30 protein-coding genes are annotated in these 26,141 nt (G+C 63.5%); 21 read left to right on the top strand and 9 right to left on the bottom strand.

Going from position 1 to position 26,141, the window contains the following annotated elements; genetic code table 11:
- Nucleotides 1–111 precede the first annotated feature (111 nt).
- Nucleotides 112–1,032 carry a polyphosphate kinase 2 gene (gene ppk2 / locus LB528_RS19865; RefSeq protein ID WP_224716019.1) on the top strand — a complete coding sequence of 307 codons (921 nt, stop codon included), beginning with the start codon at nt 112–114 and terminating at the stop codon, nt 1,030–1,032.
- A 189-nt stretch (nt 1,033–1,221) separates the two neighbouring features.
- On the opposite strand, the gene LB528_RS19860 is transcribed toward ppk2, so the two are convergent.
- From LB528_RS19860 to LB528_RS19840, 5 genes are all read right to left on the bottom strand, one after another.
- Nucleotides 1,222–1,866, bottom strand: coding sequence for a dihydrofolate reductase family protein (locus LB528_RS19860; protein WP_224716018.1), 645 nt, complete (start codon nt 1,864–1,866; stop codon nt 1,222–1,224).
- 96 nt (nt 1,867–1,962) lie between these two features.
- The gene (locus LB528_RS19855; RefSeq protein WP_224716017.1) at nt 1,963–2,310 is read right to left on the bottom strand and encodes a DUF86 domain-containing protein; all 348 of its coding nucleotides are present in this window, start codon (nt 2,308–2,310) and stop codon (nt 1,963–1,965) included.
- Nucleotides 2,310–2,606, bottom strand: coding sequence for a nucleotidyltransferase family protein (locus LB528_RS19850; protein WP_224716016.1), 297 nt, complete (start codon nt 2,604–2,606; stop codon nt 2,310–2,312). Before LB528_RS19850 ends, LB528_RS19855 begins: the two co-directional genes overlap by 1 nt.
- 49 nt (nt 2,607–2,655) lie before the next feature.
- Nucleotides 2,656–3,687, bottom strand: coding sequence for a porphobilinogen synthase (gene hemB, locus LB528_RS19845; protein ID WP_224716015.1), 1,032 nt, complete (start codon nt 3,685–3,687; stop codon nt 2,656–2,658).
- Nucleotides 3,688–3,911: 224 nt separating this feature from the next.
- Nucleotides 3,912–4,724 carry a DUF2066 domain-containing protein gene (locus LB528_RS19840; protein WP_224716014.1) on the bottom strand — a complete coding sequence of 271 codons (813 nt, stop codon included), beginning with the start codon at nt 4,722–4,724 and terminating at the stop codon, nt 3,912–3,914.
- Nucleotides 4,725–4,887: 163 nt separating this feature from the next.
- Between LB528_RS19840 and LB528_RS19835 the strand changes: the two genes are divergently transcribed.
- The 4 genes from LB528_RS19835 (at nt 4,888) to LB528_RS19820 (ending at nt 8,895) form a co-directional block, all read left to right on the top strand.
- On the top strand, nt 4,888–5,931 hold the full coding sequence (locus tag LB528_RS19835) for an enoyl-CoA hydratase/isomerase family protein (protein ID WP_224716013.1): 1,044 nt from the start codon (nt 4,888–4,890) through the stop codon (nt 5,929–5,931).
- The gene (locus LB528_RS19830) at nt 5,928–6,350 is read left to right on the top strand and encodes a DUF6163 family protein (RefSeq protein WP_224509151.1); all 423 of its coding nucleotides are present in this window, start codon (nt 5,928–5,930) and stop codon (nt 6,348–6,350) included. Before LB528_RS19835 ends, LB528_RS19830 begins: the two co-directional genes overlap by 4 nt.
- Nucleotides 6,351–6,651: 301 nt before the next feature.
- Entirely contained in the window at nt 6,652–7,167 is a 516-nt protein-coding gene (ldtR, locus tag LB528_RS19825) for a transcriptional regulator LdtR (RefSeq protein ID WP_040983294.1), read from the top strand.
- A 474-nt stretch (nt 7,168–7,641) separates the two neighbouring features.
- On the top strand, nt 7,642–8,895 hold the full coding sequence (locus tag LB528_RS19820; RefSeq protein ID WP_224716012.1) for a murein L,D-transpeptidase: 1,254 nt from the start codon (nt 7,642–7,644) through the stop codon (nt 8,893–8,895).
- Nucleotides 8,896–8,966: 71 nt separating this feature from the next.
- Here LB528_RS19820 and LB528_RS19815 read toward each other — a convergent pair whose 3' ends face one another.
- A complete protein-coding gene (locus tag LB528_RS19815) occupies nt 8,967–9,158 on the bottom strand; it encodes a hypothetical protein (protein WP_224509157.1) in 192 nt (63 codons plus the stop codon).
- A gap of 89 nt (nt 9,159–9,247) precedes the next feature.
- On the opposite strand from LB528_RS19815, the gene glyA reads away from it, so the two are divergent.
- The 14 genes from glyA (at nt 9,248) to LB528_RS19745 (ending at nt 22,575) form a co-directional block, all read left to right on the top strand.
- Nucleotides 9,248–10,561, top strand: coding sequence for a serine hydroxymethyltransferase (gene glyA, locus LB528_RS19810; protein ID WP_224509160.1), 1,314 nt, complete (start codon nt 9,248–9,250; stop codon nt 10,559–10,561).
- Between the two features lie 106 nt (nt 10,562–10,667).
- Nucleotides 10,668–11,255, top strand: coding sequence for a hypothetical protein (locus LB528_RS19805; protein ID WP_411962217.1), 588 nt, complete (start codon nt 10,668–10,670; stop codon nt 11,253–11,255).
- A gap of 143 nt (nt 11,256–11,398) precedes the next feature.
- The gene (gene nrdR / locus LB528_RS19800) at nt 11,399–11,878 is read left to right on the top strand and encodes a transcriptional regulator NrdR (RefSeq protein WP_224509166.1); all 480 of its coding nucleotides are present in this window, start codon (nt 11,399–11,401) and stop codon (nt 11,876–11,878) included.
- Nucleotides 11,879–11,880: 2 nt separating this feature from the next.
- On the top strand, nt 11,881–13,008 hold the full coding sequence (gene ribD / locus LB528_RS19795; protein ID WP_224716010.1) for a bifunctional diaminohydroxyphosphoribosylaminopyrimidine deaminase/5-amino-6-(5-phosphoribosylamino)uracil reductase RibD: 1,128 nt from the start codon (nt 11,881–11,883) through the stop codon (nt 13,006–13,008).
- 61 nt (nt 13,009–13,069) lie between these two features.
- The gene (locus LB528_RS19790; RefSeq protein WP_224509172.1) at nt 13,070–13,687 is read left to right on the top strand and encodes a riboflavin synthase; all 618 of its coding nucleotides are present in this window, start codon (nt 13,070–13,072) and stop codon (nt 13,685–13,687) included.
- Nucleotides 13,687–13,848: a hypothetical protein gene (locus tag LB528_RS19785; protein WP_224716009.1), complete on the top strand. Its 162-nt coding sequence runs from the start codon at nt 13,687–13,689 to the stop codon at nt 13,846–13,848. Before LB528_RS19790 ends, LB528_RS19785 begins: the two co-directional genes overlap by 1 nt.
- 85 nt (nt 13,849–13,933) lie before the next feature.
- Entirely contained in the window at nt 13,934–14,428 is a 495-nt protein-coding gene (locus tag LB528_RS19780) for a 6,7-dimethyl-8-ribityllumazine synthase (RefSeq protein WP_224509178.1), read from the top strand.
- Nucleotides 14,425–14,919 carry a transcription antitermination factor NusB gene (gene nusB / locus LB528_RS19775; RefSeq protein WP_095767684.1) on the top strand — a complete coding sequence of 165 codons (495 nt, stop codon included), beginning with the start codon at nt 14,425–14,427 and terminating at the stop codon, nt 14,917–14,919. Before LB528_RS19780 ends, nusB begins: the two co-directional genes overlap by 4 nt.
- Nucleotides 14,916–16,139 (top strand): MFS transporter, encoded by a 1,224-nt coding sequence (locus LB528_RS19770; protein ID WP_224716008.1) that lies wholly within the window; start codon nt 14,916–14,918, stop codon nt 16,137–16,139. The genes nusB and LB528_RS19770 overlap by 4 nt, the downstream gene beginning before the upstream one ends.
- A gap of 159 nt (nt 16,140–16,298) precedes the next feature.
- Complete coding sequence (locus LB528_RS19765) at nt 16,299–17,210, top strand: ABC transporter substrate-binding protein (RefSeq protein WP_224716007.1); 912 nt, start codon at nt 16,299–16,301, stop codon at nt 17,208–17,210.
- Between the two features lie 122 nt (nt 17,211–17,332).
- Nucleotides 17,333–18,496 carry an ABC transporter permease gene (locus LB528_RS19760; protein WP_224716006.1) on the top strand — a complete coding sequence of 388 codons (1,164 nt, stop codon included), beginning with the start codon at nt 17,333–17,335 and terminating at the stop codon, nt 18,494–18,496.
- Entirely contained in the window at nt 18,493–19,431 is a 939-nt protein-coding gene (locus LB528_RS19755) for an ABC transporter ATP-binding protein (protein ID WP_224716005.1), read from the top strand. Before LB528_RS19760 ends, LB528_RS19755 begins: the two co-directional genes overlap by 4 nt.
- Nucleotides 19,428–20,177, top strand: a complete 750-nt coding sequence (locus tag LB528_RS19750) for an ABC transporter permease (RefSeq protein WP_224716004.1) — start codon at nt 19,428–19,430, stop codon at nt 20,175–20,177. Before LB528_RS19755 ends, LB528_RS19750 begins: the two co-directional genes overlap by 4 nt.
- A 256-nt stretch (nt 20,178–20,433) precedes the next feature.
- Entirely contained in the window at nt 20,434–22,575 is a 2,142-nt protein-coding gene (locus LB528_RS19745; protein WP_224509197.1) for a sodium-translocating pyrophosphatase, read from the top strand.
- Between the two features lie 92 nt (nt 22,576–22,667).
- Here LB528_RS19745 and LB528_RS19740 read toward each other — a convergent pair whose 3' ends face one another.
- The 3 genes from LB528_RS19740 to LB528_RS19730 all read right to left on the bottom strand — a co-directional run bounded on the left by LB528_RS19740 (nt 22,668) and on the right by LB528_RS19730 (nt 24,826).
- The gene (locus tag LB528_RS19740) at nt 22,668–23,657 is read right to left on the bottom strand and encodes a glycosyltransferase family 2 protein (protein ID WP_224716003.1); all 990 of its coding nucleotides are present in this window, start codon (nt 23,655–23,657) and stop codon (nt 22,668–22,670) included.
- 1 nt (nt 23,658) lies between these two features.
- Nucleotides 23,659–24,204 carry a dTDP-4-dehydrorhamnose 3,5-epimerase family protein gene (locus LB528_RS19735; protein ID WP_224509205.1) on the bottom strand — a complete coding sequence of 182 codons (546 nt, stop codon included), beginning with the start codon at nt 24,202–24,204 and terminating at the stop codon, nt 23,659–23,661.
- 139 nt (nt 24,205–24,343) lie between these two features.
- Nucleotides 24,344–24,826, bottom strand: a complete 483-nt coding sequence (locus LB528_RS19730) for an outer membrane protein assembly factor BamE (protein WP_224510451.1) — start codon at nt 24,824–24,826, stop codon at nt 24,344–24,346.
- Nucleotides 24,827–24,985: 159 nt separating this feature from the next.
- Between LB528_RS19730 and LB528_RS19725 the strand changes: the two genes are divergently transcribed.
- Together LB528_RS19725 and LB528_RS19720 are read left to right on the top strand one after the other, a co-directional pair.
- On the top strand, nt 24,986–25,528 hold the full coding sequence (locus tag LB528_RS19725) for a ubiquinol-cytochrome C chaperone family protein (RefSeq protein WP_224716002.1): 543 nt from the start codon (nt 24,986–24,988) through the stop codon (nt 25,526–25,528).
- Nucleotides 25,529–25,539: 11 nt separating this feature from the next.
- Nucleotides 25,540–26,094 carry a YceD family protein gene (locus LB528_RS19720; protein WP_224716001.1) on the top strand — a complete coding sequence of 185 codons (555 nt, stop codon included), beginning with the start codon at nt 25,540–25,542 and terminating at the stop codon, nt 26,092–26,094.
- The last annotated feature ends 47 nt before the right edge of the window (nt 26,095–26,141 follow it).

Raw genomic sequence — 26,141 nt, 5'->3', positions numbered from 1 at the left:
AATAAAACCGTCATTGCGCCTCTGTATCTCAGTCGGCTTAAGGAATGTCCGTTCGGCGCCGGCGCGGCATTCCGAAGCGATGATGGCTGACAGGCAGGACGGAGTTGCGCGATGAATGAATTGAAACCGAATTCCGGGGCGAAGGACTGGCTCGAAGCCGAACTCGAGGACACGCTCGACGAAGACTATGAGCTGGAGATTTCCGAACCGGCGCTCTCGCTCGAAATCGCTAAGATCTACAAGAAGTCGCATCCGCCTTCCATGGAGCGCATGACCTATTTCCGCGAGCTGCTCAGGCTGCAGTCGGAACTGATCAAGCTGCAGTCCTGGGTCGCCTACCACAAGAAGAAGCTGGTGGTGATCTTCGAGGGCCGTGACTCCGCCGGCAAGGGCGGCGTCATCAAGCGCATCACGCAGCGGCTCAACCCGCGTATAGCCCGCGTCGTGGCATTGCCAGCGCCGACCGAGCGTGAGAAGTCGCAATGGTATTTCCAGCGCTACGTGCCGCATCTGCCGGCAGGCGGCGAGATCGTGCTGTTCGACCGCTCCTGGTACAACCGCTCCGGCGTCGAGCGCGTGATGGGCTTTGCGGATGCCGATCAGGTCGAGGAGTTCTTCCGCGACGTGCCTGAATTCGAGCGCATGCTGGTTCGCTCCGGCATCACGCTGGTGAAATACTGGTTCTCGATCACCGATGAGGAGCAGCAGATGCGCTTCCTGATGCGCATCCACGATCCGATGAAGCAGTGGAAGCTCTCGCCCATGGACCTGCAGTCGCGCGTGCGCTGGGAGCAGTACACCAAGGCCAAGGAAGAGACCTTCGCCCGCACCAATATTCCGGAAGCTCCCTGGTTCATCGTCGAGGGCAACGACAAGAAGCGGGCGCGGCTGAACTGCATCGACCATCTGTTGCAGCAGATGCCCTATGAGGAGGTACCGCATGAGGACATCACGCTGCCGGAGCGCGTCTTCAACCCGGAATACGAGCGCCAGGTCCTGCCGCGCGAACTCTACGTGCCGGAGAAGTATTGAGCGCCATTTTTCCTTCTCCCCGTTCCACGGGGAGAAGGTGCCCGAAGGGCGGATGAGGGGCGGCGCGGCGCGGGTGGTTGGCCCTAATTCGCCATCGATAGCTTATCACCAATCTCAAACGGCAGCGCTGCCCCTCATTGCCCTGCCGGGCATTTCTCCCCGTATAGTGACGGGGAGAAAAAGCCATGTCTACGCCCGTCCAACCATCACATGCGTCGCATCTGAGGTCGCCACCTGTTCCGTGCACCGGTACCCCAGCTTCAGCATGTCGAGGCCGTTGAAGAGGTGCTCGCCCGAGCCGAGCAGGACAGGCGAGATCGCCAGATGCATCTCATCGATCAAGCTCTCCTGCAGGTATTGCCGGACGGTCGAAACGCCGCCGCCGACGCGCACATCCTTGCCGCCGGCCGCTGCCTTCGCCTGTTCGAGCGCCGAATGGATGCCGTCAGTGACGAAATGGAAAATCGTGCCGCCTTCCATCTCGATCGGCGCGCGCTTGTAGTGCGTCAGAATAAAGGTCGGCACGTGGTAGGGCGGGTTGGCGCCCCACCAGCCTTTCCAATTGTCGTCCGGCCATTCGCCGCGGCTCGGCGCGAACATGTTGCGGCCCAGGATCCAGGCGCCGACATTCTCAAAGCTGCGCACGGCAAACTCGTTATCTGTATCCGTGGTCCCGCCATCCTTGCCGATCATCTGGTGGAAGGAGCGGGTCTTGATCATCCATTTGTGCAGATTTTCGCCACCGACGCCGAGCGGGTGTTCAAGGGTCTGATCAGGACCGGCGCCGTAACCATCGAGCGACAGGGTGAAAGCATTGACACGCAGCTTGGACATGGCTGCCTCCTCATCTGATTGCAATTTGCAAGCGGTTATGGCGTAGCCTGGCTGATTGCAGAATGCAAGCGGAATTTTCTAGCCATACTTGCGAATCTATTGGTCGGCAGCGTCAAGAATGCGTTCAACGGCAACGCGTAGTGCCGGCAAGTTGTCTGTCACGACAGTCCAGACGATGGCATCGGAAGTCTTATGATATTCATGACGCAAAATGTTGCCTATGCCGCGGACCTGCTTCCATGGGATTTCTGGAGCAAGAGCCGTCAGGTCGTCTGGGAGGTGCCGCGTCGCCTCGGAAATGATCTCGATTCCTCGCTCGACGCCGTGGCGCAGCAGCCAGTCACCACGGAAATCTTCCAATGTCTTGCCGGCTGTGGCGTTAGCAATGCCATCCAGAGCCGCAATGATCTCTGCGAGGATCGGCTTGATCCGACGTGGTGCCATCAAAATACGCGCACCGCCGATCGTTCGATATCCGCCTTCAGCATTGGATGAAGGCTGTCCCTTGTGGTGATGTCGATTTCGGTCGACATCTTCTCTTCCAGAAATTGTTTGATGCCGACGAGATCGATCAAGGAAAAACGCCGCGACGGATCATAGTCTATGAAAAGATCAAGATCGCTGTCCGAATGCGCATCGCCGCGCGCGGCCGACCCGAACAGATAAAGCGATACCGCGCCCATGCCCCTGATGGCATCTGCGTTCTTCCGCAACCGTTCGATGACTTCATTCCTGCTCATGGGTGCATCCTAACGAATCCCGCTAGAATTCCAAAATCGCGAAGCGAATCTAGCCCTTCAGCATCTGCGCCACCACCGGCGCAAAATAGGTCAGCACGCCGTCGCAGCCGGCTCGCTTCAGCGCAAGCAGCGATTCCAGCATCGCCTTTTCGCCGTCGATCCAGCCATTGGCGGCTGCTGCCTTGATCATCGAATATTCGCCCGACACCTGATAGGCGAAGGTCGGCATCTGCAGCTCGTCCTTCAGCCGGCGGATGATGTCGAGATAGGGCAGGCCGGGCTTCACCATCAGCATGTCGGCGCCTTCGGCGAGGTCCTGCTCGGCCTCGCGCACCGCTTCGTCCGAATTGGCGTGGTCGATGTAATAGGTCTTCTTGTCGCCCTTGAGCAGGCCGGCGGTGCCGACCGCCTCGCGATAGGGGCCGTAGAAGGCCGAGGCGAACTTTGTCGCATAGGACATGATCGCGACGTCCTGGAAACCGTTGGCGTCGAGCGCGTCGCGAATGGCGCCGATGCGGCCGTCCATCATGTCCGACGGCGCGATGATGTCGGCGCCGGCGGCGGCCTGGATGACGGCCGCGGCGGCGACCTGCTTCACCGTCTCGTCATTGACGACGATGCCGTCGCGCAGGATGCCGTCATGGCCGTGGCTGGTGAAGGGATCGAGCGCGGCATCGGTAATGATGCCGATCTCGGGCACCGCATCCTTGATGGCACGTGTGGCGCGGTTGATGACATTGTCCGGGTCGAGGATGTGCGATCCCATCTGGTCGCGCAGCGCAAGCTCGACATTGGGGAAGGTGGCGATGGCCGGGATGCCCAGCTTGGCTGCGCGCTCGGCTTCCTTCACCGCGAGGTCGACGGACAGGCGATAGACACCCGGCATCGCGGCGATCGGCTCGCGCGTGTTCTTGCCGTCGATGACGAAGATCGGCCAGATCAGGTCGTTCACCGAAAGCTGGTTCTCCTGCACCAGCCGGCGCGACCAGTCGGCTTTGCGCATGCGCCGCAGCCGCCGGCTGCCGGTGATCTCGTCGACGCTGCGCGCGCCGGCAGGCTTTGCGGGGGTGAATTTGTTCATCGCCGAAACTCTCTTTTGCGCCGGCTTTTACCACGCGTCTCCGCCGCTGACCAATGCGACACGATTGTGCCAGCGTCGAAGCGCGAGTTCCTCGCCCCCGCCAAAGGCGGGGGGAGAGGTGGCCGCGAAGCGGACGGAGAGGGGGCCTTCGCAGGGCGCTCCCCCTCTCCGTCTCGCCTTCGCCGAGCCGCCTCTCCCCATTTCATGGGGGCGAGGAAATGCTGTCAGGGTTGCCCGTGCCCCGACAGGATCTGCGCAGCGCCCCTGATCGCCACACGGAACGCCTCGTCGAAGCTGACGCCGCGCGCCTGCCAGCGATAGGTCTTGCCGCGGTCGGCCAGCCGCCAATCGGCGATCCAGCCGAGTTCCTTGTCGCTCCACACGATGCTGCCGGCGAGCGCCCGGGCCGCTCCCGCTTTTTTCGCAAGCTTGTCGAGTCTTGCCATATCGGCCTCGGAGAGCGCCCTTTCATCCAGGCCGCCAAGCTGCCCGGCCTTTGGAAAGGTGACGCGCATCAGCAGCGGACCGGCAGCATTGGCGAAGGATTCGCGCATCGCGTCGCCGCGCTGCTCGTCTTGCGTCAGCACGAAATGCCGCGAGCCCTGCTCGGCGGTCATGAAGACGGCGATCGGCGGCCGTTCGCCGAGCCAGGGCCTGCTGCCGAGCTGCGCCAGGAGCTTGTCGACGACGGCCGGCTTGTAGATGCAGGTCAGATCATGCGGCCTGTCATGCGTGCCTTGCTCGTCGTGGATCGGGATGCCTTCGAGCCGGTCGTGATAGCGGAAAGACTGGACGAAGTCGGCCGCCTTGTCGCGCAGCGCCAGCATCTCCGCCTTCTGCGTCAGCCGCTGGTCGCCCGAGACCTTGACCAGGACCTTGTCTAGGCAATCCTTGAAGCCGATCTGCCGGTTTACGTCTCCGGTGCCGGTGACGATCGTTTGCGCCTGGTAGAGCTCGGCGATTGTCGCGGCGCGGAGGGGCAGTCCCAGATACAGGAGACCGAACAATCCAACCACGAAGCGGGAAATTCCAGGCATGTCGATTTGCTCGAAACCGGTCGGGCGCGGGCACAGTGCTTTGCCGGGTACCTAACATCTGGCGTGGCCGCCCGCCAGCGCAAGAACCGCCGCCATTGACGCGTCCGCATGCCGCCTTTAGCACTTCTCTCCCCCGGCGGACGGAGAGAGAGATTTCCTGGTGATGGATTTTGGCGGAGGCGACGAGATCCGCTTCGAGCGGCTGGGTAGAGCGGGCGTGGTCACATTGACCCGGCCGAAGGCGCTCAACGCCGTCACCCACAACATGGTCAAGGCGCTTGGCAAGGCGCTGGACGCCTGGGAACAGGATCCGGGCATCGGGGTCGTCCTCGTCAAGGCCGAGGGTAGGGCGTTTTCCGCCGGGGGCGATATCCTGCACATCTATGAGGCCGGCCGGGCCGGCAAGCCGCCCGTCGACTTCTTCGCCGACGAATATCGGCTCAACGCCCGCATCGCGCGCTTCAAGAAACCCTATGTCGCACTGATCGACGGCATCGTCATGGGCGGCGGCGTGGGCATCTCTTTCCATGGCTCGCATCGGGTGCTGACCGAGAACGCGCAGTTCGCCATGCCGGAGGTCGGCATCGGCTTCTTCCCTGATGTCGGCGCCAGCCATTTGCTGCCGGATCTGGGCGGCTCTTTCGGCATGTATCTCGGACTGACGGGAAACCGCATCCGCTATGGCGACGCGCTGTGGTCGGGGCTCGCCACCCACACCATCAAGGCCGAGGATCAGGCGGGCCTGCTCGACGAATTGGCGACGAGCGGCGACGCCAATGCGGAGCTGCGCGATTTCTTCGTGCCGGCCAAACGCGAGACCGACCGCCAGGACCTGGAGGCGATCGCGCGCCATTTTTCGCAGAGCTCGCTCGCCAGCATCATCGACAGCCTGGAACGGGCAGGGGCCGACGATGCTTTTGCCGCAAAGACGCTGGCGACGCTGAAGACCCGCTCGCCGACCAGCCTCCACGTCGCCTGGCGCCAGATCAGCGCAGGATCGACGCTGTCGATGGACGAATGCATGAAGATGGAGTTCCGCATCCTCAACCGCATGCTGGCCGGCCATGATTTCTACGAAGGCATCCGCGCCGCCATCATCGATAAGGGGTCCACACCCGCGTGGCGGCCGGCCCGGCTGGATGAGGTTCGAGAGGCCGATATCGACGCTTATTTCGCGCCGCTCGGAGATGAGGAGCTCGCCCTGTGAGCGAAGTCACCTCCAGGCGCGTGGTGCTGCAACCCTCGACCACGGAGGTCATCTTCGCATGGTTCCAGCGCGTCATCGCCGGCTACTGCCTTTTGTTCGGCATTCTCTACTGGATCCGCCTGATCGGCATCTATCCGGGTGAGCTGTGGCGCTTCGACCTGATGCCGGTGCACTGGCAGGTGGCGGCGGCCATGCTCGCGGTGTTTTTTCCTTTCGCAGCCGCCGGCCTCTGGATGCTGGCGTCCTGGGGGCCGGTGATTTGGTTCATTTGCGCGGCGACCGAGACGGTGATGTATGCCGGCTTCCCCAATCTCTTCGGCCACCGCCTGCTGATCGTGATCTCCCACGCCTGCGTGGCCTTGCTCTACATCGTCTTTCGCGTCACCATCTGGCTGCAGAAGCGCCGGCTCCGCCAGTGAGCATAATGCCGAAAAAGTGTGAAGCGGTTTTCGGATGACATCATGCTCCCACCCATAAAGCCGGCCGGGGCTGGCCTTCAGGGCCGGTTTCGCAGCCCGTTTTCACTGCAAATCCGTTGGCTAAATCTTTAGGTTAATTGTTCTTGCTCGGGTGACCGATCGTTAAGCGTCTTCTGAAACCTCTTACCGGTAAGCTCTTGTTAGCCCTGGCGTTTAAGTCGAATTTTATGAGTATTCGATAGTGTCGCGATCAAGGTGAAAAACAAAAAATCACCAAGGCGACAAACGAGAGGCAAAGACAATGATCAATTCGCGTCCGGCGGCGAAGACCGCAAACGTATCCGACGATCGCCGCGAGGCTATCCGCTCGCTTTACATGGAATCGCTGCAGCTGGTGGAGCGTCTGCACCGCCGCCTGCTTGACGTGATCAAGGACGAGTTCGACCGCAACGGCCGTTCCGACATCAACGCCATACAGGCGCTGCTGCTCTTCAACATCGGCAACTCCGAGCTGACCGCTGGCGAGCTGCGCTCGCGTGGCTACTATCTCGGCTCGAACGTCTCCTACAATCTGAAGAAGCTGGTCGACCTCGGCTTCATCAATCACCAGCGCTCGCGCATCGACCGCCGTTCGGTCCGCGTCTCGCTGACGCCGAAGGGCAACGAGGTGGCCGACGTCGTCGCCGGCCTCTACGAGCGCCATGTCGGCTCGATCGAGGCGGTCGGCGGCATCAACACCGACGAGTTCAAGCAGATGAACCGCGCGCTGCAGCGCCTCGATCGCTTCTGGAACGACACGATCGCTTACCGGATGTAAGCACTTCGGAATTGGGACGGGAAGCCGCGCCGAAGAAGCACGGCCCGGGGAAAGAATATGGGCCGGCGCCGAGGCGCGCCGGTCCTTTTCTTTTTCGACGGCGGGCATCTGCGGGAGTTTGACCGTCGCTCCGCGCGCATTGAAGTTTCGCGCCTGACGGGGAGGGCGCGGAGTTCACAAGACGCGGCGGTGTCGCTGCGATGCAAAAAAGCATCGCTGCTTTTCCTTCACTTCACCGCCGTATGCAAATCGCGGGCCAAGGCCACGTTGCCGCCATAATCACGGGCAATGCGAATTGCGGGTGATGAGGGCCTGTACCCTGCGCTCCTTGGAACCTGCGTTGCGGCGGCGCGTTTCCGGCGGCCGACCGATGCGGGTCATGGTTGGCGAATTGTTAAGTTTGCCACCCCTAGAGTGCGGACAAGCCGCCCGGCAAGCGATAGAGCGAGAGCGATCAAACAAAGAATGTCTGCGATGAGAACCAGCCGCCGTTTCTTCCTTACCGGAGCCTCCGCGCTTGCCGCCGCAGTGGTCGCCGGCCAAGCGAGCGCCCAGGACGTGATCGGGGACATCCTGAAATCCTCGACGCGCGGCAACTGGGACGACCAGTTCGACGCCCGCGGCACCGACACCAATAAGGTCGCCTCGACGTTGCCGATCTTCAGCCTGCAGACGGTCGCCTTCACCGGGCAGGCGGTGGCGCAGTACCAGAACATCGTCTCCCAGGGCGGCTGGGAGCAGGTTCCGGCGACCAAGAAATTGCAGCTCGGCGACGACGATCCGGATGTCGTGCCGTTGCGCAAGCGCCTGATGGTCTCGGGCGACCTGCCGCAGAGCGCCGGCATTTCGACGGCCTTCGATTCCTATGTCGACTCGGCGGTCAAGCGTTTCCAGCTCCGTCACGGCCTGCCGGCCGACGGCGCCATGGGCAAATACACCTACGCCGCCATGAACGTGTCGGCGCAGGTCCGGCTCGGCCAGTTGCAGACCAACCTGCAGCGTCTGAAGGAAAAGGCCGGTACGCTGGGCGACCGCTACGTGCTGGTCGACATTCCGGGCGCGCAGGTCGAAGCGGTTGAGAACGATCGCGTCGTGCTGCGCCACACGGCGATCGTCGGCAAGATCGACCGCCAGACGCCGATCGTGAACTCGAAGATCAACGAGATCATCGTCAATCCATACTGGAATGCGCCGGTCTCGATCGTGCGCAAGGACATCATTCCGCTGATGCGGAAGGACCCGAACTACCTCAAGGACAGCCACATCCGCCTGTTCGCGCCGGACGGCAGCGAGGTGGATCCAATGACCATCGACTGGTCGACGGACGATGCCGCGAAATACCGTTTCCGCCAGGATCCCGGCAGCAACAACGCGATGGCCTCGGTAAAGATCAACTTCCCGAGCCCGGACGGCGTCTATATGCACGACACGCCGCAGCAAAGCCTGTTCGGCAAGCTGATGCGCTTCGATTCCTCCGGCTGCGTGCGCGTCCAGAACGTGCGCGACCTCGTCACCTGGATTCTGCGCGACACGCCCGGCTGGGACCGCCAGCATTTCGAGGCGGCGATCAAGACCGGCGAGAACACGCCGATCAATGTGGTCAACCCGGTGCCGGTTCACTTCCTCTATCTGTCGGCGTGGTCGACCGCCCCGGGCGTCGTGCAGTTCCGCGACGACATCTACGGCCTCGACGGCGCCAGCGAGCTGCAGATCAGCTCCGCCCTTTAAGCATCCGATCCAAGAAGAAAAAGGCCGCTCTCGTAGCGGTCTTTTTTGTTCAGGCCAGCCGCGGGTTTGAATCAGGGATCGAACTCGGCTTCAGGCTGGCGGGCATCGAGGCCGAGCGCGCCGAACAGCAGGCCATGCTTCGTCGTGGCGAAAGCAACGACCACACGGCGCGCAAGCTGTTCACCGAGATCACCTTCTCCGAAGCGATCCTCACGGGCCGCGAACCGCCGGGTGTGGTTGTCTTGGCGCAAACCGGCCAGCAAATTTCGCGCCGCAAACGTGGCGGCACGAAAACAACTGTGTTAATGGCGCGGCCACCTCGCAGACCTCCGGCCCCAAGGGAAAGCAAGCCATGTCAAATGCAGCGGCAGCCTCCGCCAAATTCGAATCTTTCTTCGAGACCACGCTTGCCGACGCCGATCCGGAAATCTTCGGCGCCATCCGCAACGAACTCGGTCGCCAGCGCCATGAGATCGAGCTGATCGCTTCCGAAAATATCGTGTCACGCGCCGTGCTCGAAGCGCAGGGCTCGATCATGACCAACAAATATGCCGAGGGCTATCCGGGTAAGCGCTACTATGGCGGCTGCCAGTTTGTCGACGTGGCCGAGGAACTGGCCATCGAGCGCGCGAAGAAGCTGTTCGGCTGCAACTTCGCCAATGTCCAGCCGAATTCCGGCAGCCAGATGAACCAGGCGGTGTTCCTGGCGCTGCTGCAGCCCGGCGATACCTTCATGGGCCTCGACCTGAATTCCGGCGGCCACCTCACCCACGGTTCCCCGGTCAATATGAGCGGCAAGTGGTTCAAGGTCATCTCCTACGGCGTGCGCAAGGACGATCACCTGCTCGACATGGACGCGATCGAGAAGACCGCGCATGAGACGAAGCCGAAGCTGATCCTGGCCGGCGGCACCGCTTATTCGCGTATCTGGGACTGGAAGCGCTTCCGCGAGATCGCCGATTCGATCGGCGCCTACCTCATGGTCGATATGGCGCATATCGCCGGCCTCGTCGCCGGCGGCATACATCCGTCGCCGCTGCCCCACGCCCATGTCGTGACCACGACGACCCACAAGTCGCTGCGCGGCCCGCGCGGCGGCATGATCCTGTGCAACGACGAGGAGATCGCCAAGAAGATGAACTCGGCGGTGTTCCCGGGCCTGCAGGGAGGTCCGCTGATGCATGTCATCGCCGCCAAGGCAGTGGCGCTCGGCGAGGCGCTGAAGCCGAGCTTCAAGGCGTATGCCGAAAGCATCGTCGCCAACGCCAAGGCGCTGGCCTCCAGCCTGCAGGAGACGGGCCTCGATATCGTCTCGGGCGGCACCGACAACCATTTGATGCTGGTCGACCTGCGTCCGAAGAATGCCACCGGCAAGCGTGCTGAGGCGGCTCTCGGCCGCGCCAACATCACCTGCAACAAGAACGGCATCCCGTTCGATCCGGAAAAGCCGTTCGTCACCTCGGGCGTGCGCCTCGGCACTCCGGCCGGCACCACGCGCGGCTTCGGACAGGCTGAATTCCGCGAGATCGGCAAGCTGATCGCCGAGGTGCTGGACGGTCTCAAGGTGGCGAATTCCGACGACGGCAATGCTGCGGTCGAGGCCGCGGTGAAGGCCAAGGTCACGGCGCTGACCGATCGCTTCCCGCTTTACCCTTACCTCGGTTGATCCTTCTGCCGGCTGCCCGCCCTCGGTTGACCGGGCGCCGCGCGTCATCTTTTATCCTGCGCTTGCGCCGCTCCTCTGGGCGGCGCGGCTTTTTGGAGATCCGATGATGCGTACTTCCCGTCTCGCCGCCGCTTTGCTTGGCTCGCTTGCCGCCTTCGCCACCTCCGCCGTGATGGCCCAGGACGAAACGAAGCCGGATGCTGATTTGCCCGCCACCAATACTTTCGGCAGGTGGACCACCATCATCGATACGCTCGATACCGGGCAGGACGCGCACAAGACCTGCGCCGCCTCGACCGCGTTCCTCGACGGCAACGGGAATGCGGGCTCTCTGACGCTTTCGATCTCGACCGGCGACGCGCTGCCGCCGGATGCATATCCGACCATCATGTTCATTATCGACAACAAGAGCCTGCCGACCGGCAACAAGATCGCCGCGACCTTCGGCGACCCCGGTGTGAAGGTCGCCGCGACGGTCACCTCCAACGCGGCCGCCGGTGGTCGCCCCAGCTGGATGGTCGACAACCAGGCCAAGACCAGCCTTGCCTTGCTGCGCGCCATGCGCAAAGTCACCTCGCTCGATGTGGTCTTCGGCAAGCAGGCCGTCGCCAGCATCCCGATGGAAGGCTTCACCAAGGCCTATCGCAATCTCGGCACGTCCTGCGGGTTTTCGACCAAGGACGTCGCGCCCTGACGCTTGTTGGCCGGCCGGGCAGGGTGCTGGCAATCTTGCTCGCGCCTCGCTATCTCTGAGGTGCGAAAAGGTCTTTCCTTTGCCAAGACGGCAAAAGGCACTAAGCCTTCCGCCATCTGAGAATCGCGAACCCAAGGCTCTCCATGCGCTGTCCTTATTGCCAGTCCGAAGATACGCAGGTGAAGGATTCGCGTCCCGCCGAGGATGGTGCGGCGATCCGCCGGCGGCGGGTGTGCCCTGATTGCGGCGGCCGCTTCACCACCTTCGAGCGCGTGCAGTTGCGCGACCTCGTCGTCATCAAGAAGTCCGGCCGCAAGGTGCCTTTCGACCGTGACAAGCTGCTGCGCTCCGTCGAGATCGCCGTGCGCAAGCGCAATGTCGACCCCGAGCGCATCGACCGCGCCGTCACCGGCATTGTGCGCCAGCTCGAAAGCTCGGGCGAAACCGAAATCGCTTCAGGCGAGGTCGGCCGGCTGGTCATGGAGGCGCTGAAGTCGCTGGATGACGTCGCCTATGTCCGCTTCGCCTCGGTTTATCGCAATTTCCGCGAGGCCAGGGATTTTCACGAGCTGCTTGGCGAACTGAAGGGCGACGAGGAAAAAAGCGAAGAGGGCGCCGGCTGATCATGGCGGGACCGCAACTGGACGAGGCCGCGCAGGCGGCCCTTGATAGCCGTTTCATGGCCGCGGCCATCAGGCTGTCGCGCCGCAATGCCGGCCGCACTTCGACCAACCCTTCTGTCGGCACCATCATCGTACGCGACGACGGCGCCGGCCCGATGATCGTCGGCACCGGCGTGACGGCCGTGGGTGGCCGCCCGCATGCCGAGACCGAGGCGCTGGCCGAAGCCGGTGAGCTCGCGCGCGGTGCGACGGCTTACGTTACTCTGGAGCCTTGCGCCCATCACGGCCGCACGCCGCCCTGCGCTAACACGCTTGTCAATGCCGGCATCGCGCGCGTCGTCGGTGCGGCCAGCGATCCGGATCCGCGCGTCTCCGGCAAGGGCTACGCCATCCTGCGCGCGGCCGGTGTCGAGGTGGTTGAGAAAGTTCTGGCCGCCGAGGCCGCCGAGCAGATGGCCGGCTATCTGACTCGTTCTCTGAAAAAACGCCCGGAAGTGACTCTGAAGCTTGCGCTTTCGAGCGACGGAAAGATCGGCCGCAAAGGCGCCGGCCAGGTTTCCATCACCGGCGAGATCGCGCGGCGCGATGTCTATCTGATGCGCGCCGAGGCCGACGCCATCCTGATCGGCATCGGCACCGCGCTGGAGGACGATCCGGCGCTGACCGTGCGCCTGCCCGGACTGGAGAACCGTTCGCCGGCGCGCATCGTCCTCGATCGCCAGATCCGGTTGCCGGAGACGTCGAAGCTGGTCTCGGGCGTCGACCGCGTGCCGCTCTATGTCGCTGCTTGCCCAGAGGCCGATGCGCACCGGCGGGCGTCGCTCGAACGCGCAGGCGTGCACTTCATCGGCACGGAAACCTATGAAAGCGAGATAGCCTTGCCGGAGTTGCTGGAGGATCTGGCGGCACTCGGCATGGCGAGCGTTTTGGTCGAAGGCGGCGCCAGGGTGGCCAAGGCCTTCCTCGAGGAAGATCTTGTCGATCGCATTGTCCTCTTCCAAGGCCCGGACCCCATTGGCGAGGACGGCATTGCATCGCCCATAGGCGCCGACCACATCCCGGCTGGATTTCGCAAGCTGCGTGACATGCGCTTCGGCGAGGACAGTTACGCCGAGTGGGTAAGACCATGAGCCCAAAAAGTGGGAACCGGTTTTTGGATAAGATCACGGTCGAAACGAAAGGCGCTCTCTGATGTTTACGGGAATTGTGACTGATGTCGGTACGGTTGCGAGCGTGAAGCCGCTCGCCGAAGGCATCGGCCTGCGCATCGACACCGCCTACGACCCCGAGACCATTGCGATCGGTGCTTCGATCTCCTGCGGCGGCGTCTGCCTCACCGTCACGGCGCTGCCCGAGCATGGCTCGAACGCGCGCTGGTTCGAGGTCGAGGCCTGGGAGGAGGCGCTCAGGCTGACCACTGCGTCGAGTTGGAAATCCGGCACCCGGATCAATCTGGAACGGGCACTGAAGATCGGCGATGAGCTCGGCGGCCACATCGTTTCCGGCCATATCGACGGCACCGCCGAGATCGTCGAGCGCAAGGAGGAGGGCGATGCCGTGCGCTTCACGCTCGAAGCGCCGCGCCATCTGGCGAAGTTCATCGCGCCGAAAGGGTCGGTGGCCCTCGATGGCACCTCGCTTACCGTCAACAAGGTCGAAGGCACCCGCTTCGACGTGCTTCTCATCCATCATTCGCTGAGCGTCACCACCTGGGGCGAGCGCCAGGCCGGCGACCGCGTCAACATCGAGATCGACACCATGGCGCGTTACGCAGCGCGCCTGGCGGAGGCAGCGAAAGAGGGGCTTTGATGAATCCCAAAGGAGCTGAAGAGACCGTCGAGCGCCGGCAGATGACTCTCGACGCGTTGGCGGATGTCGATGCCGGCAGAGTGATAAAACACCGGGAAGTCGAGGCTTGGGTCAAAAGCCTGGTGGATCGCGCGGATCTCGCAACGCGTTGGCCTGAATAAGTCACAGAACGTCGCGCCGCAGCATCTTCCGCTTGCGGTCAACACGGCTTCGGCCTAAGTCACCGGCAACCCCCCGGAGACTTTTATGGCTGGCACATCCCAACACGGCAAAGCGTTCATTCGCCCGAAGGCGAAGGCGCATCTGCTCATTGTCGAAGCGCGCTTTCACGACGATCTCGCCGACGCGCTGCTCGACGGCGCGACCGGCGCGCTCGAGGAGGCCGGCGCCACCTATGACGTCGTCACGGTTCCCGGCTCGCTCGAAATACCGGCCGTCATCACCTTCGCGCTCGATGGAGCGGCCGAAGGCGGCACGCATTATGACGGTTTTGTTGCGCTCGGCACCGTCGTCCGTGGTGACACCTATCATTTCGACATCGTCGCTAATGAATCGAGCCGTGCGCTGATGGACCTTTCGGTGCAGGAGGCGATCGCGATCGGCAACGGCATCCTGACGACCGAGAACGACGCGCAGGCATGGGCGCGCGCGCGGAAGACGGAAGGCGACAAGGGCGGCTTCGCGGCGCGCGCGGCGCTGACCATGATTGCGCTTAAAGAGAAATTCGGAGCCCAATCGTGACCGATCCCGCCTCGACCGGTGCGGTGCGCCACGCCAACAAGCGCGGTGCCGCCCGTCTTGCCGCCGTCCAGGCGCTCTATCAGATGGATGTGGCCGGCAGCGGCGTCTTCGAGATCACGGCCGAATACGAAGCCTTCCGCCTCGGCAAGGAAGTCGACGGCGCGCTCTATCGCGAGGCCGACGCGCAATGGTTCCGCGCCATCCTGACCGGCGTCGTCGAAAACCAGAAGACCATCGATCCCGTCATCCGCCAGGCGCTCACCGAGGACTGGCCGCTGTCGCGGCTGGATTCGACGCTGCGCGCCATCCTGCGCGCTGGCGTCTATGAATTGATGAAGCGCGAGGACGTGCCGGTGGCCGTGATCGTCTCCGAATATGTCGACATCGCCAAGGCATTTTACGAGGAAGACGAGCCGAAGCTGGTGAACGCAGTGCTGGATCGCGTCTCGCGCCGGGTTCGCGGCGAGGGACGCGGCAAGGACGCTTCGTGACGATCGCAACGGCCGGGGTCGCCGAGACCGGCAGGGAAGGGCGTCGCACGGCCGTGCTGCTTGCCGCAGCGCAGGCGATCGTCGGTTCGGCCGCGCCGATCGCCATTTCCCTCGGCGCGCTCGCCGGGCAATATCTGCTCGGCCCAGACAAGTCGCTCGCGACGGCGCCGGTCACCGGTTTCAATATCGGCGTGGCGCTGGGAGCCTTGCCGGCCGCTTCCATCATCCGCCGGCTCGGCCATCGCGGCGGCTTCATGACAGGCACTGTCGTCACCGCGCTTGGTGGCCTGGTCGCGACGCTTGCGCTCTTCCAGGCAAGCTTCTGGCTATTCGCCTTCGGCCTCTGCGTCATTGGCGTCGGCGGCGCTTTCGTCCAGCAGTTCCGCTTCGCGGCCGCCGACAATGCGCCGCCGGAGTTCAAGGCGCGCGCCATCTCCTTCGTGCTGGCCGGCGGCATCATCACCGCAATTCTCGGGCCGCAGATCGTCATCTACACGCGCGAATGGCTGGCCCCGGTGATGTTCGCGGGATCCTTCGCCTCGATCCTGCCGTTGGCGGCGGCTGGCGCGCTCATCCTGTCGTTCCTGCGGGTTTCCGCACATGCGAACGCCGTGACCGAAGCCGCCACAAGCGATGCCCGCCCGCTGATCGAGATCGTCACCCAGCCGCGCTTTGTCGCCGCGTTGTTCTGCACCGTCGGCAGCTACGCGGTGATGAGCTTCGTCATGACCGGCGCGCCGCTCGCGATGGTCGGCTGCGGCTTGTCGGAGGACAATGCCACGCTTGGCATTTCCTGGCATGTCATGGCTATGTTCGGACCGAGCTTCTTCACCGGTACGCTGATCCATCGCTTCGGCGCCGAGCGCATCGTCGCCACTGGCCTTGTCCTATTGATCGGCTGCGGCGCCGTGGCGCTTTCCGGCCTGGCGCTGTGGCAGTTCTGGACAGCGCTGATCCTGCTCGGGCTCGGCTGGAATTTCGCTTTCATCGGCGCAACCGCAATGGTCGCCGCCAGCTACCGGCCTTCCGAGAAGAGCAAGGTCCAGGGTTTCCACGACTTTGCCCTGTTCGGCTCCGTCGCCTTTGCCTCGCTGATGTCGGGCGCGATCTACAACGCCTGGGGCTGGACCATGCTGAACTGGATCGTCTTCCCGGTCGTGGCGCTCTGCTTCCTGGCGCTCGGGACGTTGAAGCTGACGGGCTTGCGCACCGCCAACTGACATTACGCTGTCGGGACTGCCTGCCGCGCTTCCCTGGCGCGGGGAACAAAGATATTGCGTTGATCCCCTCAGTTATGAAACCGTATACCCCGACTGGCCGTCATGGCCATGCTCATATGCGCCCTCCCGATACTCGGTTCACAGCAAGGGATTTTCACAATGTTTTCAATCCGAAAGCTCGCCGTAGCAGCGATCGCGCTCGGCATTGCCACGGCCTCGGCAAGTGCCCAGGTGGTCGTCTCCTCGAAGATCGATACCGAGGGTGGGGTGCTGGGCAACATCATCCAGCTGGTCCTCAACGCCAACAACATCAAGACGACCGACCGCATCCAGCTCGGCGCGACCCCCGTGGTGCGCAAGGCGATCACCGCCGGCGAGATCGACATCTATCCCGAATACACCGGCAATGCCGCCTTCTTCTTCCAAAAGGCCGACGATCCGGTCTGGAAGGATGCCGCCAAGGCTTACGAAACCGCCAAGAAACTCGACTATGACGCGAACAAAATCGTCTGGCTGTCGCCATCGCCGGCCAACAACACCTGGGCGATCGCGCTGCGCAAGGAAGTGGCCGACGAGAACAAGCTCGTCACCCTGACGGACTTCGGCAAATATGTCACCGGCGGTGGCAAGGTGGTGCTTGCGGCTTCCGCCGAGTTCGTCAATTCGGCGGCGGCCCTTCCGGCCTTCCAGACCACCTATGGCTTCAAGTTGAAGCCCGACCAGCTGATTACGCTTTCCGGCGGCGACACCGCGGCGACCATCGCGGCAGCCGCCAACCAGACGAACGGAGCCAACGCCGCCATGGTCTATGGTACCGATGGCGGCATCCAGCCCTCCGGCCTCGTCGTGCTCGAAGACGACAAGAACGTGCAGCCCGTCTACCAGCCCGCGCCGATCATCCGCGAGAAGGTGCTGAAGGAACATCCCGAGATCGAGACGCTGCTGAAGCCGGTCTTCGCCAAGCTCGACCTTACCACGCTGCAGCAGCTCAACGGCCGCGTGCAACTAGGTGGTGAGCCTGCCAAGGGCGTGGCGGAGGATTTCCTCAAGAAGAACGGTTTCTTGAAGTAGATCGCAGCACAAGTGCGGGTTGGACAGGTGCGGCCTGTAGATTGGATGTCGCGTAGGCTTTCGCCAATCTTTAAGGACGCAACGGTTGCGAGGTCTCTACTTCGTTATTCGGCGGGGGGTCGATGACCCTGCGCCTCGACAAGCTCGGCGTCGTCATTGCCGCGATCGTGGCCTATGCCGCGTTCCTCGCCCCGTTCGCGACGTTCCGGGCCAACCGCATCGTGCCGGGCCAGGCGCGTTCGATCCTCGAAGCGCTGCCGCCCGCGCCTGGCATGCTGTTGCTGGCGATAGTGATCGCCGCCGCCGTCGTCGCTCTGCTGAGGACGCCGCTCTTCCTCAGGCTGGCGGCCAGCGGCGCGGCGCTGGTCGCGCTTACGATCCTGATCGGTGTTGCCGGCGGTTTTCTGACGCCCGCCGGCAACACCTTCGCCCGCGTCTCGCCGGCCTCCGGTTTCTGGCTGCTGATCTTTGCCTTTACCTTGCTTCTCGCGGACGTGTTGACCCGGCTCAACCTGTCGCCCTGGGCGCGCGTCGGCGTGCTCGTGCTGGCCGCTTTAGCCATTGCCGCGTTGCTCGTTTCGGGACGTTGGGATAGTCTTTCCATCCTCAAGGAATACGCCAGCCGCGCCGACAGTTTCTGGGCCCAAGCTTCCAAACACGTCACGCTGGCGCTCGGCTCGCTGGCAGGCGCGGTGATCGTCGGCATTCCGCTCGGCATCTTGTGCCATCGCGTCGAGAGGCTGCGGGCAGGGGTGCTCAATGTGCTCAACATCATCCAGACCATTCCGTCGATCGCGCTCTTCGGTTTGCTGATCGCGCCGCTCGGCTGGCTCGCCCTGCATGTGCCGGGCGCCGCCACGATCGGCATCAGGGGCATCGGCACCGCGCCCGCCTTCGTCGCGCTTTTCCTTTATTCGCTGCTGCCGGTCGTGGCCAATACTGTTGTCGGGCTGGCTGGTGTACCCCGCGCGGCCAACGACGCCGCGCGCGGCATGGGCATGACCGACCGCCAGCGCCTCTTCGATGTCGAGTTTCCGCTCGCCTTTCCGGTGATCCTGACCGGCATCCGCATCGTGCTGGTGCAGAATATCGGGCTTGCCACCATTGCCGCGCTGATCGGCGGCGGCGGCTTCGGCGTGTTCGTTTTCCAAGGTGTCGGCCAGACGGCGATGGACCTCGTGCTGCTCGGCGCGTTGCCCACCGTGGCGCTGGCCTTTGCTGCGGCGATCATCCTCGACGCGGTCATCGAGATGACAGCCACCAAGCGCAGGGTCGAAACGGCATGATCGAGATCGAAGGTATCACTAAGCGCTATGACAGCACGACGGTGGTCGATGATGTTTCGATGGTCATCGAGCCCCGAACCATCGCGACCATCGTCGGCACGTCGGGATCCGGCAAGACGACGCTGCTCAGGACGATCAACCGGCTGGTCGAGCCGAGCTCCGGCGTCGTCAAGCTCGACGGCGCCGACAACCGCTCGGTTCCCGGCTATCAGCTGCGCCGCAGCATCGGCTACGCCATCCAGGGGCATGGCCTGTTCCCACACCGCACGGTAGCGCAGAACATCGCCACCGTGCCACTGCTGCTCGGTTGGGACCGAGACCGCATCAAGGCGCGCGTCGACGAGTTGATGACGCTCTACCAGCTCGACCCGCAGGCTTACGGGCCGCGCTACCCGCATGAGCTTTCCGGCGGCCAGCAGCAGCGCGTCGGCGTTGCCCGCGCTTTGGCCGCCGAGCCGAACGTGCTTTTGATGGATGAGCCCTTCGGCGCGCTTGACCCGATCATCCGCACCAAGGCGCAGGAGGATCTGCTGGCGATCCAGAAGCGCTTCGGGACCACCATCATCCTCGTCACCCACGATATGGAAGAAGCGGTGCATCTGGGCGACAAAATAGCCGTCATGGATGCGGGCAAGCTGGTGCAATACGCAAAGCCAGCGGAGATTCTGGCGAGGCCTGCGAATAGCTTCGTCGAGACGTTGGTGGGCGCCAGCGAAAGGCCGTTCCGGCTGCTGTCGCTGGGGCCTGTGCGGGATGCCGTGGAGCCGGGCGGCGCCGAAGGCGAGGCGATCCCCGGTGGCGCCACGCAGCGCGACGCGCTGGCCGAGCTCTTGTGGTCAGGCCGCCCCGCGCTGCCGGTGAAGGACGGCGACGGCAAGCTCATCGGCCGCGTCACCGTCGAAGGCCTTGTGAAACGCGCGGCGAGGCCGCAATGAAAGCCTGGCTGCCCGCGCTGCTGAGGCTGGCCGTGCTGGCGCTGCTGGTGGCCTTCATCACCAGCCCGAACTGGTTCGAGCCGCTGCTGAAACCACTGACCGAGAATGGCGCGCCGGCGATCTACAACCAGGGCAGCCTGCTGACGCTGACCCTGCAGCATCTACGGATCGTGCTGATGGCCACGGTTGCTGCGACGATCATCGCGGTGGCTTTGGCCATCCTGGTCACTAGGCCGGCCGGCACCGAGTTCCTGCCCCTGTCGCGCAGCCTGGTCAATATCGGCCAGACTTTCCCGCCCGTTGCCGTGCTGGCGCTTGCCGTGCCGGCTGTGGGTTTCGGCGAGAAGCCGACGCTGATCGCGCTCTTCCTCTATGGGTTGCTGCCGATCTTCGAGAACGCGCTGACGGCGCTCACCACATTGCCCGGCAACGTTATGGAAGCGGCGCGGGGTGCAGGCATGACCGGCTGGCAACGACTGATGAAAGTCGAACTGCCGCTGAGCGCTCCGGTGATCCTCGGCGGCATCCGGCTCTCGGTGGTCATAAGCCTCGCCACGGCAACCATCGGCTCGACAGTAGCCGCCAAGACGCTGGGCGAGGTGATAATCGCCGGCCTTATCTCGAATAACCTTGCCTTCGTGCTGCAGGGCGGCCTGATCGTCGCTGCGCTTGCCGTGCTGATCTATGACGGTCTGTCGGCCACCGAACGCTACGCCGCGCGGCGCATGGGGCAGGGGACGGAATAACGCTACGTCTGCGGGTTGGGTGAAAGGTGCTCCAACGCCATTTCAATCGATCTAACTCCCACCTGGCGCTGGCACAACGTTTGCTGCCCGCTTCTTTTCAGCGAAAGCCGGGCAAAAACCGAACAATATCTTGACGTTCCAAGCCCTGTTTCGCATACACCCCAGCCAAGGGGTGGAATCCGTGCGCGGCATCCATCTCCGTTCCAACGGCCCAGGGAGGGGTTCTTTTGGGCCAACAATCGAGGAAAATCCGGCAATGACCATCATTACCGCCGTCATCGCCTGCGGCTTGCTGTCAGTTCTGTACGCCATCTGGGCGACACGTTCGGTCCTTGCGTCCGATCAGGGCAATCAGCGCATGCAGGAAATCTCCGCGGCCATCCGCGAAGGCGCCCAGGCCTATCTGGCGCGCCAGTACACCACCATCGCCGTTGTCGGCATCGTCGTGCTTCTGCTTGCCTGGTGGCTGCTCTCGATCACCTCCGCGATCGGCTTCCTGATCGGCGCCGTGCTTTCGGGCGCCGCCGGCTTCATCGGCATGCATGTCTCGGTGCGCGCGAATGTGCGGACCGCGCAGGCCGCGTCCAACAGCCTCGCCGCCGGCCTCGACATCGCCTTCAAGTCCGGCGCCATCACCGGCCTTCTGGTCGCGGGCCTGGCGCTGCTCGGCGTCTCGATCTACTACGCCATCCTGACCGGCCCGATGGGCCTGCAGCCGAATGACCGGGTGGTCATCGACTCACTGGTTTCGCTCGGTTTCGGCGCATCGCTGATCTCGATCTTCGCCCGTCTCGGCGGCGGCATCTTCACCAAGGGTGCCGATGTCGGCGGCGACCTCGTCGGCAAGGTCGAGGCCGGCATTCCCGAGGATGACCCACGCAACCCCGCCACCATCGCCGATAATGTCGGCGATAATGTCGGCGACTGCGCCGGCATGGCTGCGGACCTTTTCGAAACCTATGCGGTGACCGTCGTCGCCACCATGGTTCTGGCCGCCATTTTCTTCGGCGGCACAGCCGCGCTGGGCGCGGCTATGCTCTATCCGCTCGCCATCTGCGGCGCCTGCATCCTGACCTCGATCGTCGGCACCTTCTTCGTCAAGCTTGGTTCCAACGGCTCGATTATGGGAGCGCTCTACAAGGGCCTGATCGTCACCGGTCTGCTGTCGATCATCGGTCTCGCCGCTGCCACCTCCGCCACGGTCGGCTGGGGCGAGGTCGGCACCGTCGGGGGCATCGCCGTCATCGGCAAGAACCTGTTCATCTGCGGCCTGATCGGCCTGCTGGTCACCGGTTTGATCGTGGTGATCACCGAATACTACACCGGCACCAACAAGCGTCCGGTGAACTCGATCGCCCAGGCGTCGGTGACCGGCCACGGCACCAACGTCATCCAGGGCCTCGCGGTCTCGCTGGAATCGACGGCGCTGCCGGCCATCGTCATCGTCGGCGGCATCATCGCCACCTACCAGCTCGGCGGTCTCTTCGGCACCGCGATCGCCGTCACCACCATGCTCGGCCTTGCCGGCATGATCGTGGCGCTCGACGCTTTCGGCCCGGTCACCGACAATGCCGGCGGCATCGCCGAAATGGCCGGCCTGCCCAAGGAAGTGCGCCACTCGACCGATGCGCTCGACGCAGTAGGCAACACCACCAAGGCCGTCACCAAGGGCTATGCCATCGGCTCGGCCGGCCTTGGCGCCCTGGTGCTGTTCGCGGCCTACTCGAACGATATCCGGTTCTTTGCCGCCAATGGCGACAAATATCCCTATTTCCAGGGCATGGGCGAGATCTCCTTTGACCTCTCCAACCCGTATGTCGTCGCCGGCCTGATCTTCGGCGGCCTGATCCCCTATCTGTTCGGCGGCATCGCCATGACCGCCGTCGGCCGCGCCGCCGGCTCCATCGTCGAGGAAGTGCGCAAGCAGTTCCGCGAGGACAAGGGCATCATGGCCGGCACCTCCAAGCCGAACTACGCGCGCGCCGTCGATATCCTGACCAGGGCGGCGATCCGAGAAATGATCATCCCGTCGCTGCTGCCGGTGCTCGCGCCGCTCGTCGTCTATTTCGGCGTGCTCCTGATCTCGGGCTCGAAGGCCTCGGCCTTCGCGGCGCTCGGCGCCTCGCTGCTCGGCGTCATCGTCAACGGTCTTTTCGTCGCCATCTCGATGACCTCCGGCGGCGGCGCCTGGGACAACGCCAAGAAGTCGTTCGAGGACGGTTTCACCGACAAGAACGGCGTCAAGCACCTGAAAGGCTCGGAGGCTCACAAGGCCTCGGTCACCGGCGACACCGTCGGCGACCCCTACAAGGACACCGCCGGTCCGGCCGTCAACCCGGCAATCAAGATCACCAACATCGTCGCGCTGCTTCTGCTCGCCGTACTCGCGCACGGCTGATTGCAGCTATTCCAGCACAAAGCCCGCGGGAGCGATCCCGCGGGCTTTGTTTTTCGGCGTGACGTCATGCATTCAGCGTGCCGGTGGGGCACTCAGCTGACTTCGGACCTTTCGCTGCTATGACGATAGCGGGCCAGCAACGCGTCGGCGTCCGGTTCTCGCTCGGGCATTGGCGGTAAGCCGCGTGTCTGGCGCAGCATGGCAATGAACGCGCCGCGGCGATATTGGTGGCAGAAGGAACGCGCCCGCGGATGTATGCCAAACATGGCCAGAAGCCTGCGTTTAAGGTAGCGGGAGCGCTTGAGGGGAACCGGTTCCCCGGCGTTGCCGAGAATCCTGACGCGCAACGCGTCTGGCGCATTCATCGCGTCCATCAGTTCTTCCTGCTCGCGTGCCGTATCTCGCGCATAGCTGCCTTCGCGCTTGCCCGAATGCAGCATGAGCACGGTCAGATGGGGCATTGTCGCAATCACCGCACCCTTGCGCCAGGCACGGAACAGCCAGTCCTGGGAACTCTCGCAAACGCATTGGCTGGCGGGGCGCCATGGCCCAAGCCTCGGCAGCGACGTCCGCCGGATCATTTGCGCGGAGCCGAATCCGACTGTGGTGACGGGGTCATAGAAGCCGTTCCGCCCCATCCCGAGGATCATATGCCTGGAGCCTTTGCTGGCAGACGACTCGATGACTGCACCTCGGGCGATCACTACATCGGCACCGGTGGCGTCGATCCAGCCGCACATGGACGTCAGATGGTCGGGAAACCAGAGGTCGTCATGGTTCAATATGGCGACGAAACGGCCGCGTGCTCTGGCAAAGCCGATATTGTTCGGCCCCGATTGCTCGCCGAAATTCACGGAAAGATCGATATAGGATATGCGGGCATCGCCGAAAGCAGCGACTGTGGTCGCGGTGTCCGGCCGGCACGCGTCGCCAATGACGATGGCTTCCCAGTCCTGCAGAGTCTGGCCAATGAGGCTCTTCAGGGCTTGATGCAGCACCGCCGGACGATTGTGCGTCGCTATCACGACCGAGACCAGCGGCTCGAGCCTTCCGGTTGGCGTGAGGGGGCCGGCCGGTTCCACGCTACACCAGCTTGTAGGGGATCTGCTCTGTGTCCGGCGGCAGGCGCCAATGGTCGGGAGCGTCATAGGCGTAAGCCTTGTCGACGAGGTTGAGCAGCAACGCCGTCTCCGGTCCGAGCGCGACCACACCGTGCCAGACGCCAGGCGGAATGGTGACGATTGCCGGTCGCAGGGCGCCGACGATCTTATGCCAGACCGTGCCAAAACTGGGCGAGGCCTTGCGTCCGTCGAAAAGCGATATTCGCACGCTGCCGGCGCAGCAGAACAGGCGATCGAGGGTCACCGCATGTGCGTGCCAGCCCGTCACCGCGCCCGGATACAGCGTGCGTTGGAAAACTTGCCCGACCGGCGACTGATCGAGAGCCCATTCCTCGCGAAAGATCTCGGTCAGGTAGCCGTTGGAAGTCGCGACGGACCTGATTTCCTTGAATGTGACGCCCTCGATCGGCGGCGCATCGATGGCGAGCCAGTCCGGCGTCACCGTCTGTTGGTCAGGCGTGCCGGTCGCCATCCAGCCCTGCGTTATAGTACGATCGTCGTTGCTCATATCCAGCCCCCCGGAAATCGCCAAAGCGTCATACGTGGCTATGCGGGCATAGGCAAGCGCAGTCGGCCGGTCGCCGGCAGGCAACGAAAGACCGTCGATCGAGGGTCTTTCGTTCAGTCAGGTTGCCGGGCGAACGAACTCAGGGCGTGCCGCCGCCACCGCCGCCGGGGATGCCGGGCGCCAGCTTGCTAGCGCCGTTGATGATCTGGCTGAGGAAGTTCTGGTCCTTGCCGCCGGTCGGCGTGGTCCTCGAGATGAAGTCGAAGACCTTGCCGTCCTTGAGACCGTAATTGGCGATCTGGGTGACACGGCCGTCGGCGCCGAAATAGACCGCCAGCACATGCTGGTCGACGATGTGGGGATTGTCGAAGGCGACGTAGCGCTTGCGCGTTTGCGAAATGTAGTAAAAGGCCTCGTTATCGAAGGTCGCCGTCGTCGACGGCGTGCCCAGCGCCAAAAGCACCTGCTCGCGGCTCGACCCGACCGGCACCGAATCGATCGCCTGCTGGTCGATGACGTAGCCTTTCGTCAGCGTCTCGCTTGGATGGAGATCGCCGAACATCTTGGACGAATTGCAGGCGGAAAGCGCTGATACCACGACCAGCAGCGAGGCCACGCCCATCGGGGCGGGCGCAAAGAACGACTTGAATTTCAGCGCACCCAACAACAATTCTCCATCACATCCCCGCAACTTGCGCTGGGCCGCAAAACCGGTAAACCAGCTTCGATGCCGATGCAACAAGGCCAAATTAAACAACAGGTCCCCGGGAGACCGCCCTCAATGTTCCAGCGCCTTTTTGGCCGCGAACGCAATGCCAACCGCGCTATCACCGACGCGCTCTACGCACAAATCGTGGCGGCGGCGCGGCAAACCGTTCTTTATTCCGACTGGAATGTGCCGGATACGCCGCTCGGCCGCTTCGAAATGCTGTCGCTGCATATGTATCTCATCCAGCATCGGCTGCATGGCGAGCAAGGTGTGGCCGCCGAGGTCGCGCAAGTACTGATTGACGAATTCTTCCTCGATGTCGAGCATTCGCTGCGCGAACTCGGCATCAGCGATGTCGGCGTGCCCAAACGCATGAAGAAGCTGGCAAAGATGTTTTACGGCCGCACGGCCGCTTATGACGACGCGCTCAGGCAGGACGATCGGGTGGCCCTTGCGGCGGCGCTCGCTCGCAACGTCAGGCCGGACGCCGGTTCCTGGCCGCAGGCGCCGCTGCTGGCGGACTATGTGTGCGAGGCCTCGCAGAAGCTTGCCGCGCAGCCGACCGAATCGATCACAGCCGGCATTGCCGCGTTCCCGGCCGCCGGCGTCGCGTGAAGGAGGCCGTGATGAAAGACGCCGAATTGCGCAGCCCGGTATCGTTTGTCGCCAATGTCGCGCGGCTGCCGCAAAGGGGCCTGCCTGTCCTAGTCGAGGCCGATGAGCGCCAGCGTGAAGCGCTTGCCGCCGAATACGACCTGCTTTTGGTTGAAAGCTATCGCGCCGAATTGCTCGTGGCCTCCTGGAAGCGCAATGGCGTCAAGGTCACCGGTCGCGTCGAGGCCGACATCACGCAAGCCTGCATCGTCACCCTGGATCCGGTGACCGCGCATATCGACGAGCCTGTCGAGGCGCTGTTTCTGCCCGAGCAGTCGAAACTTGGGCGCGAGGGTTTCGAAGTCGGAGGCGAGATCATCCTCGACGCCGACGGACCGGACAGTCCGGAGACATTTTCCGGCGACACCATCGACGTCGGCGCGCTGGCCGAACAGTTTTTCGGCTTGGCGATCGACCCTTATCCGCGCAAGTCTGGAGCCTCGCTGGACGTCGCCGGTGGCGACCAGGCTGAGGAAAGCGAATTCCAGAAAAAGCTGCGTTCGCTGCTTGGAAAATCCTCAGAGTGACCCGGCTTTTGGAAAAGTTGGTTGTGCGCAGGCGCAAAACCGCTATT

The sequence above is a fragment of the Mesorhizobium sp. CA4 genome (genome assembly GCF_020165075.1).
GTDB lineage: Bacteria > Pseudomonadota > Alphaproteobacteria > Rhizobiales > Rhizobiaceae > Mesorhizobium.
This window is presented reverse-complemented; position numbering and strand designations above follow the sequence as displayed.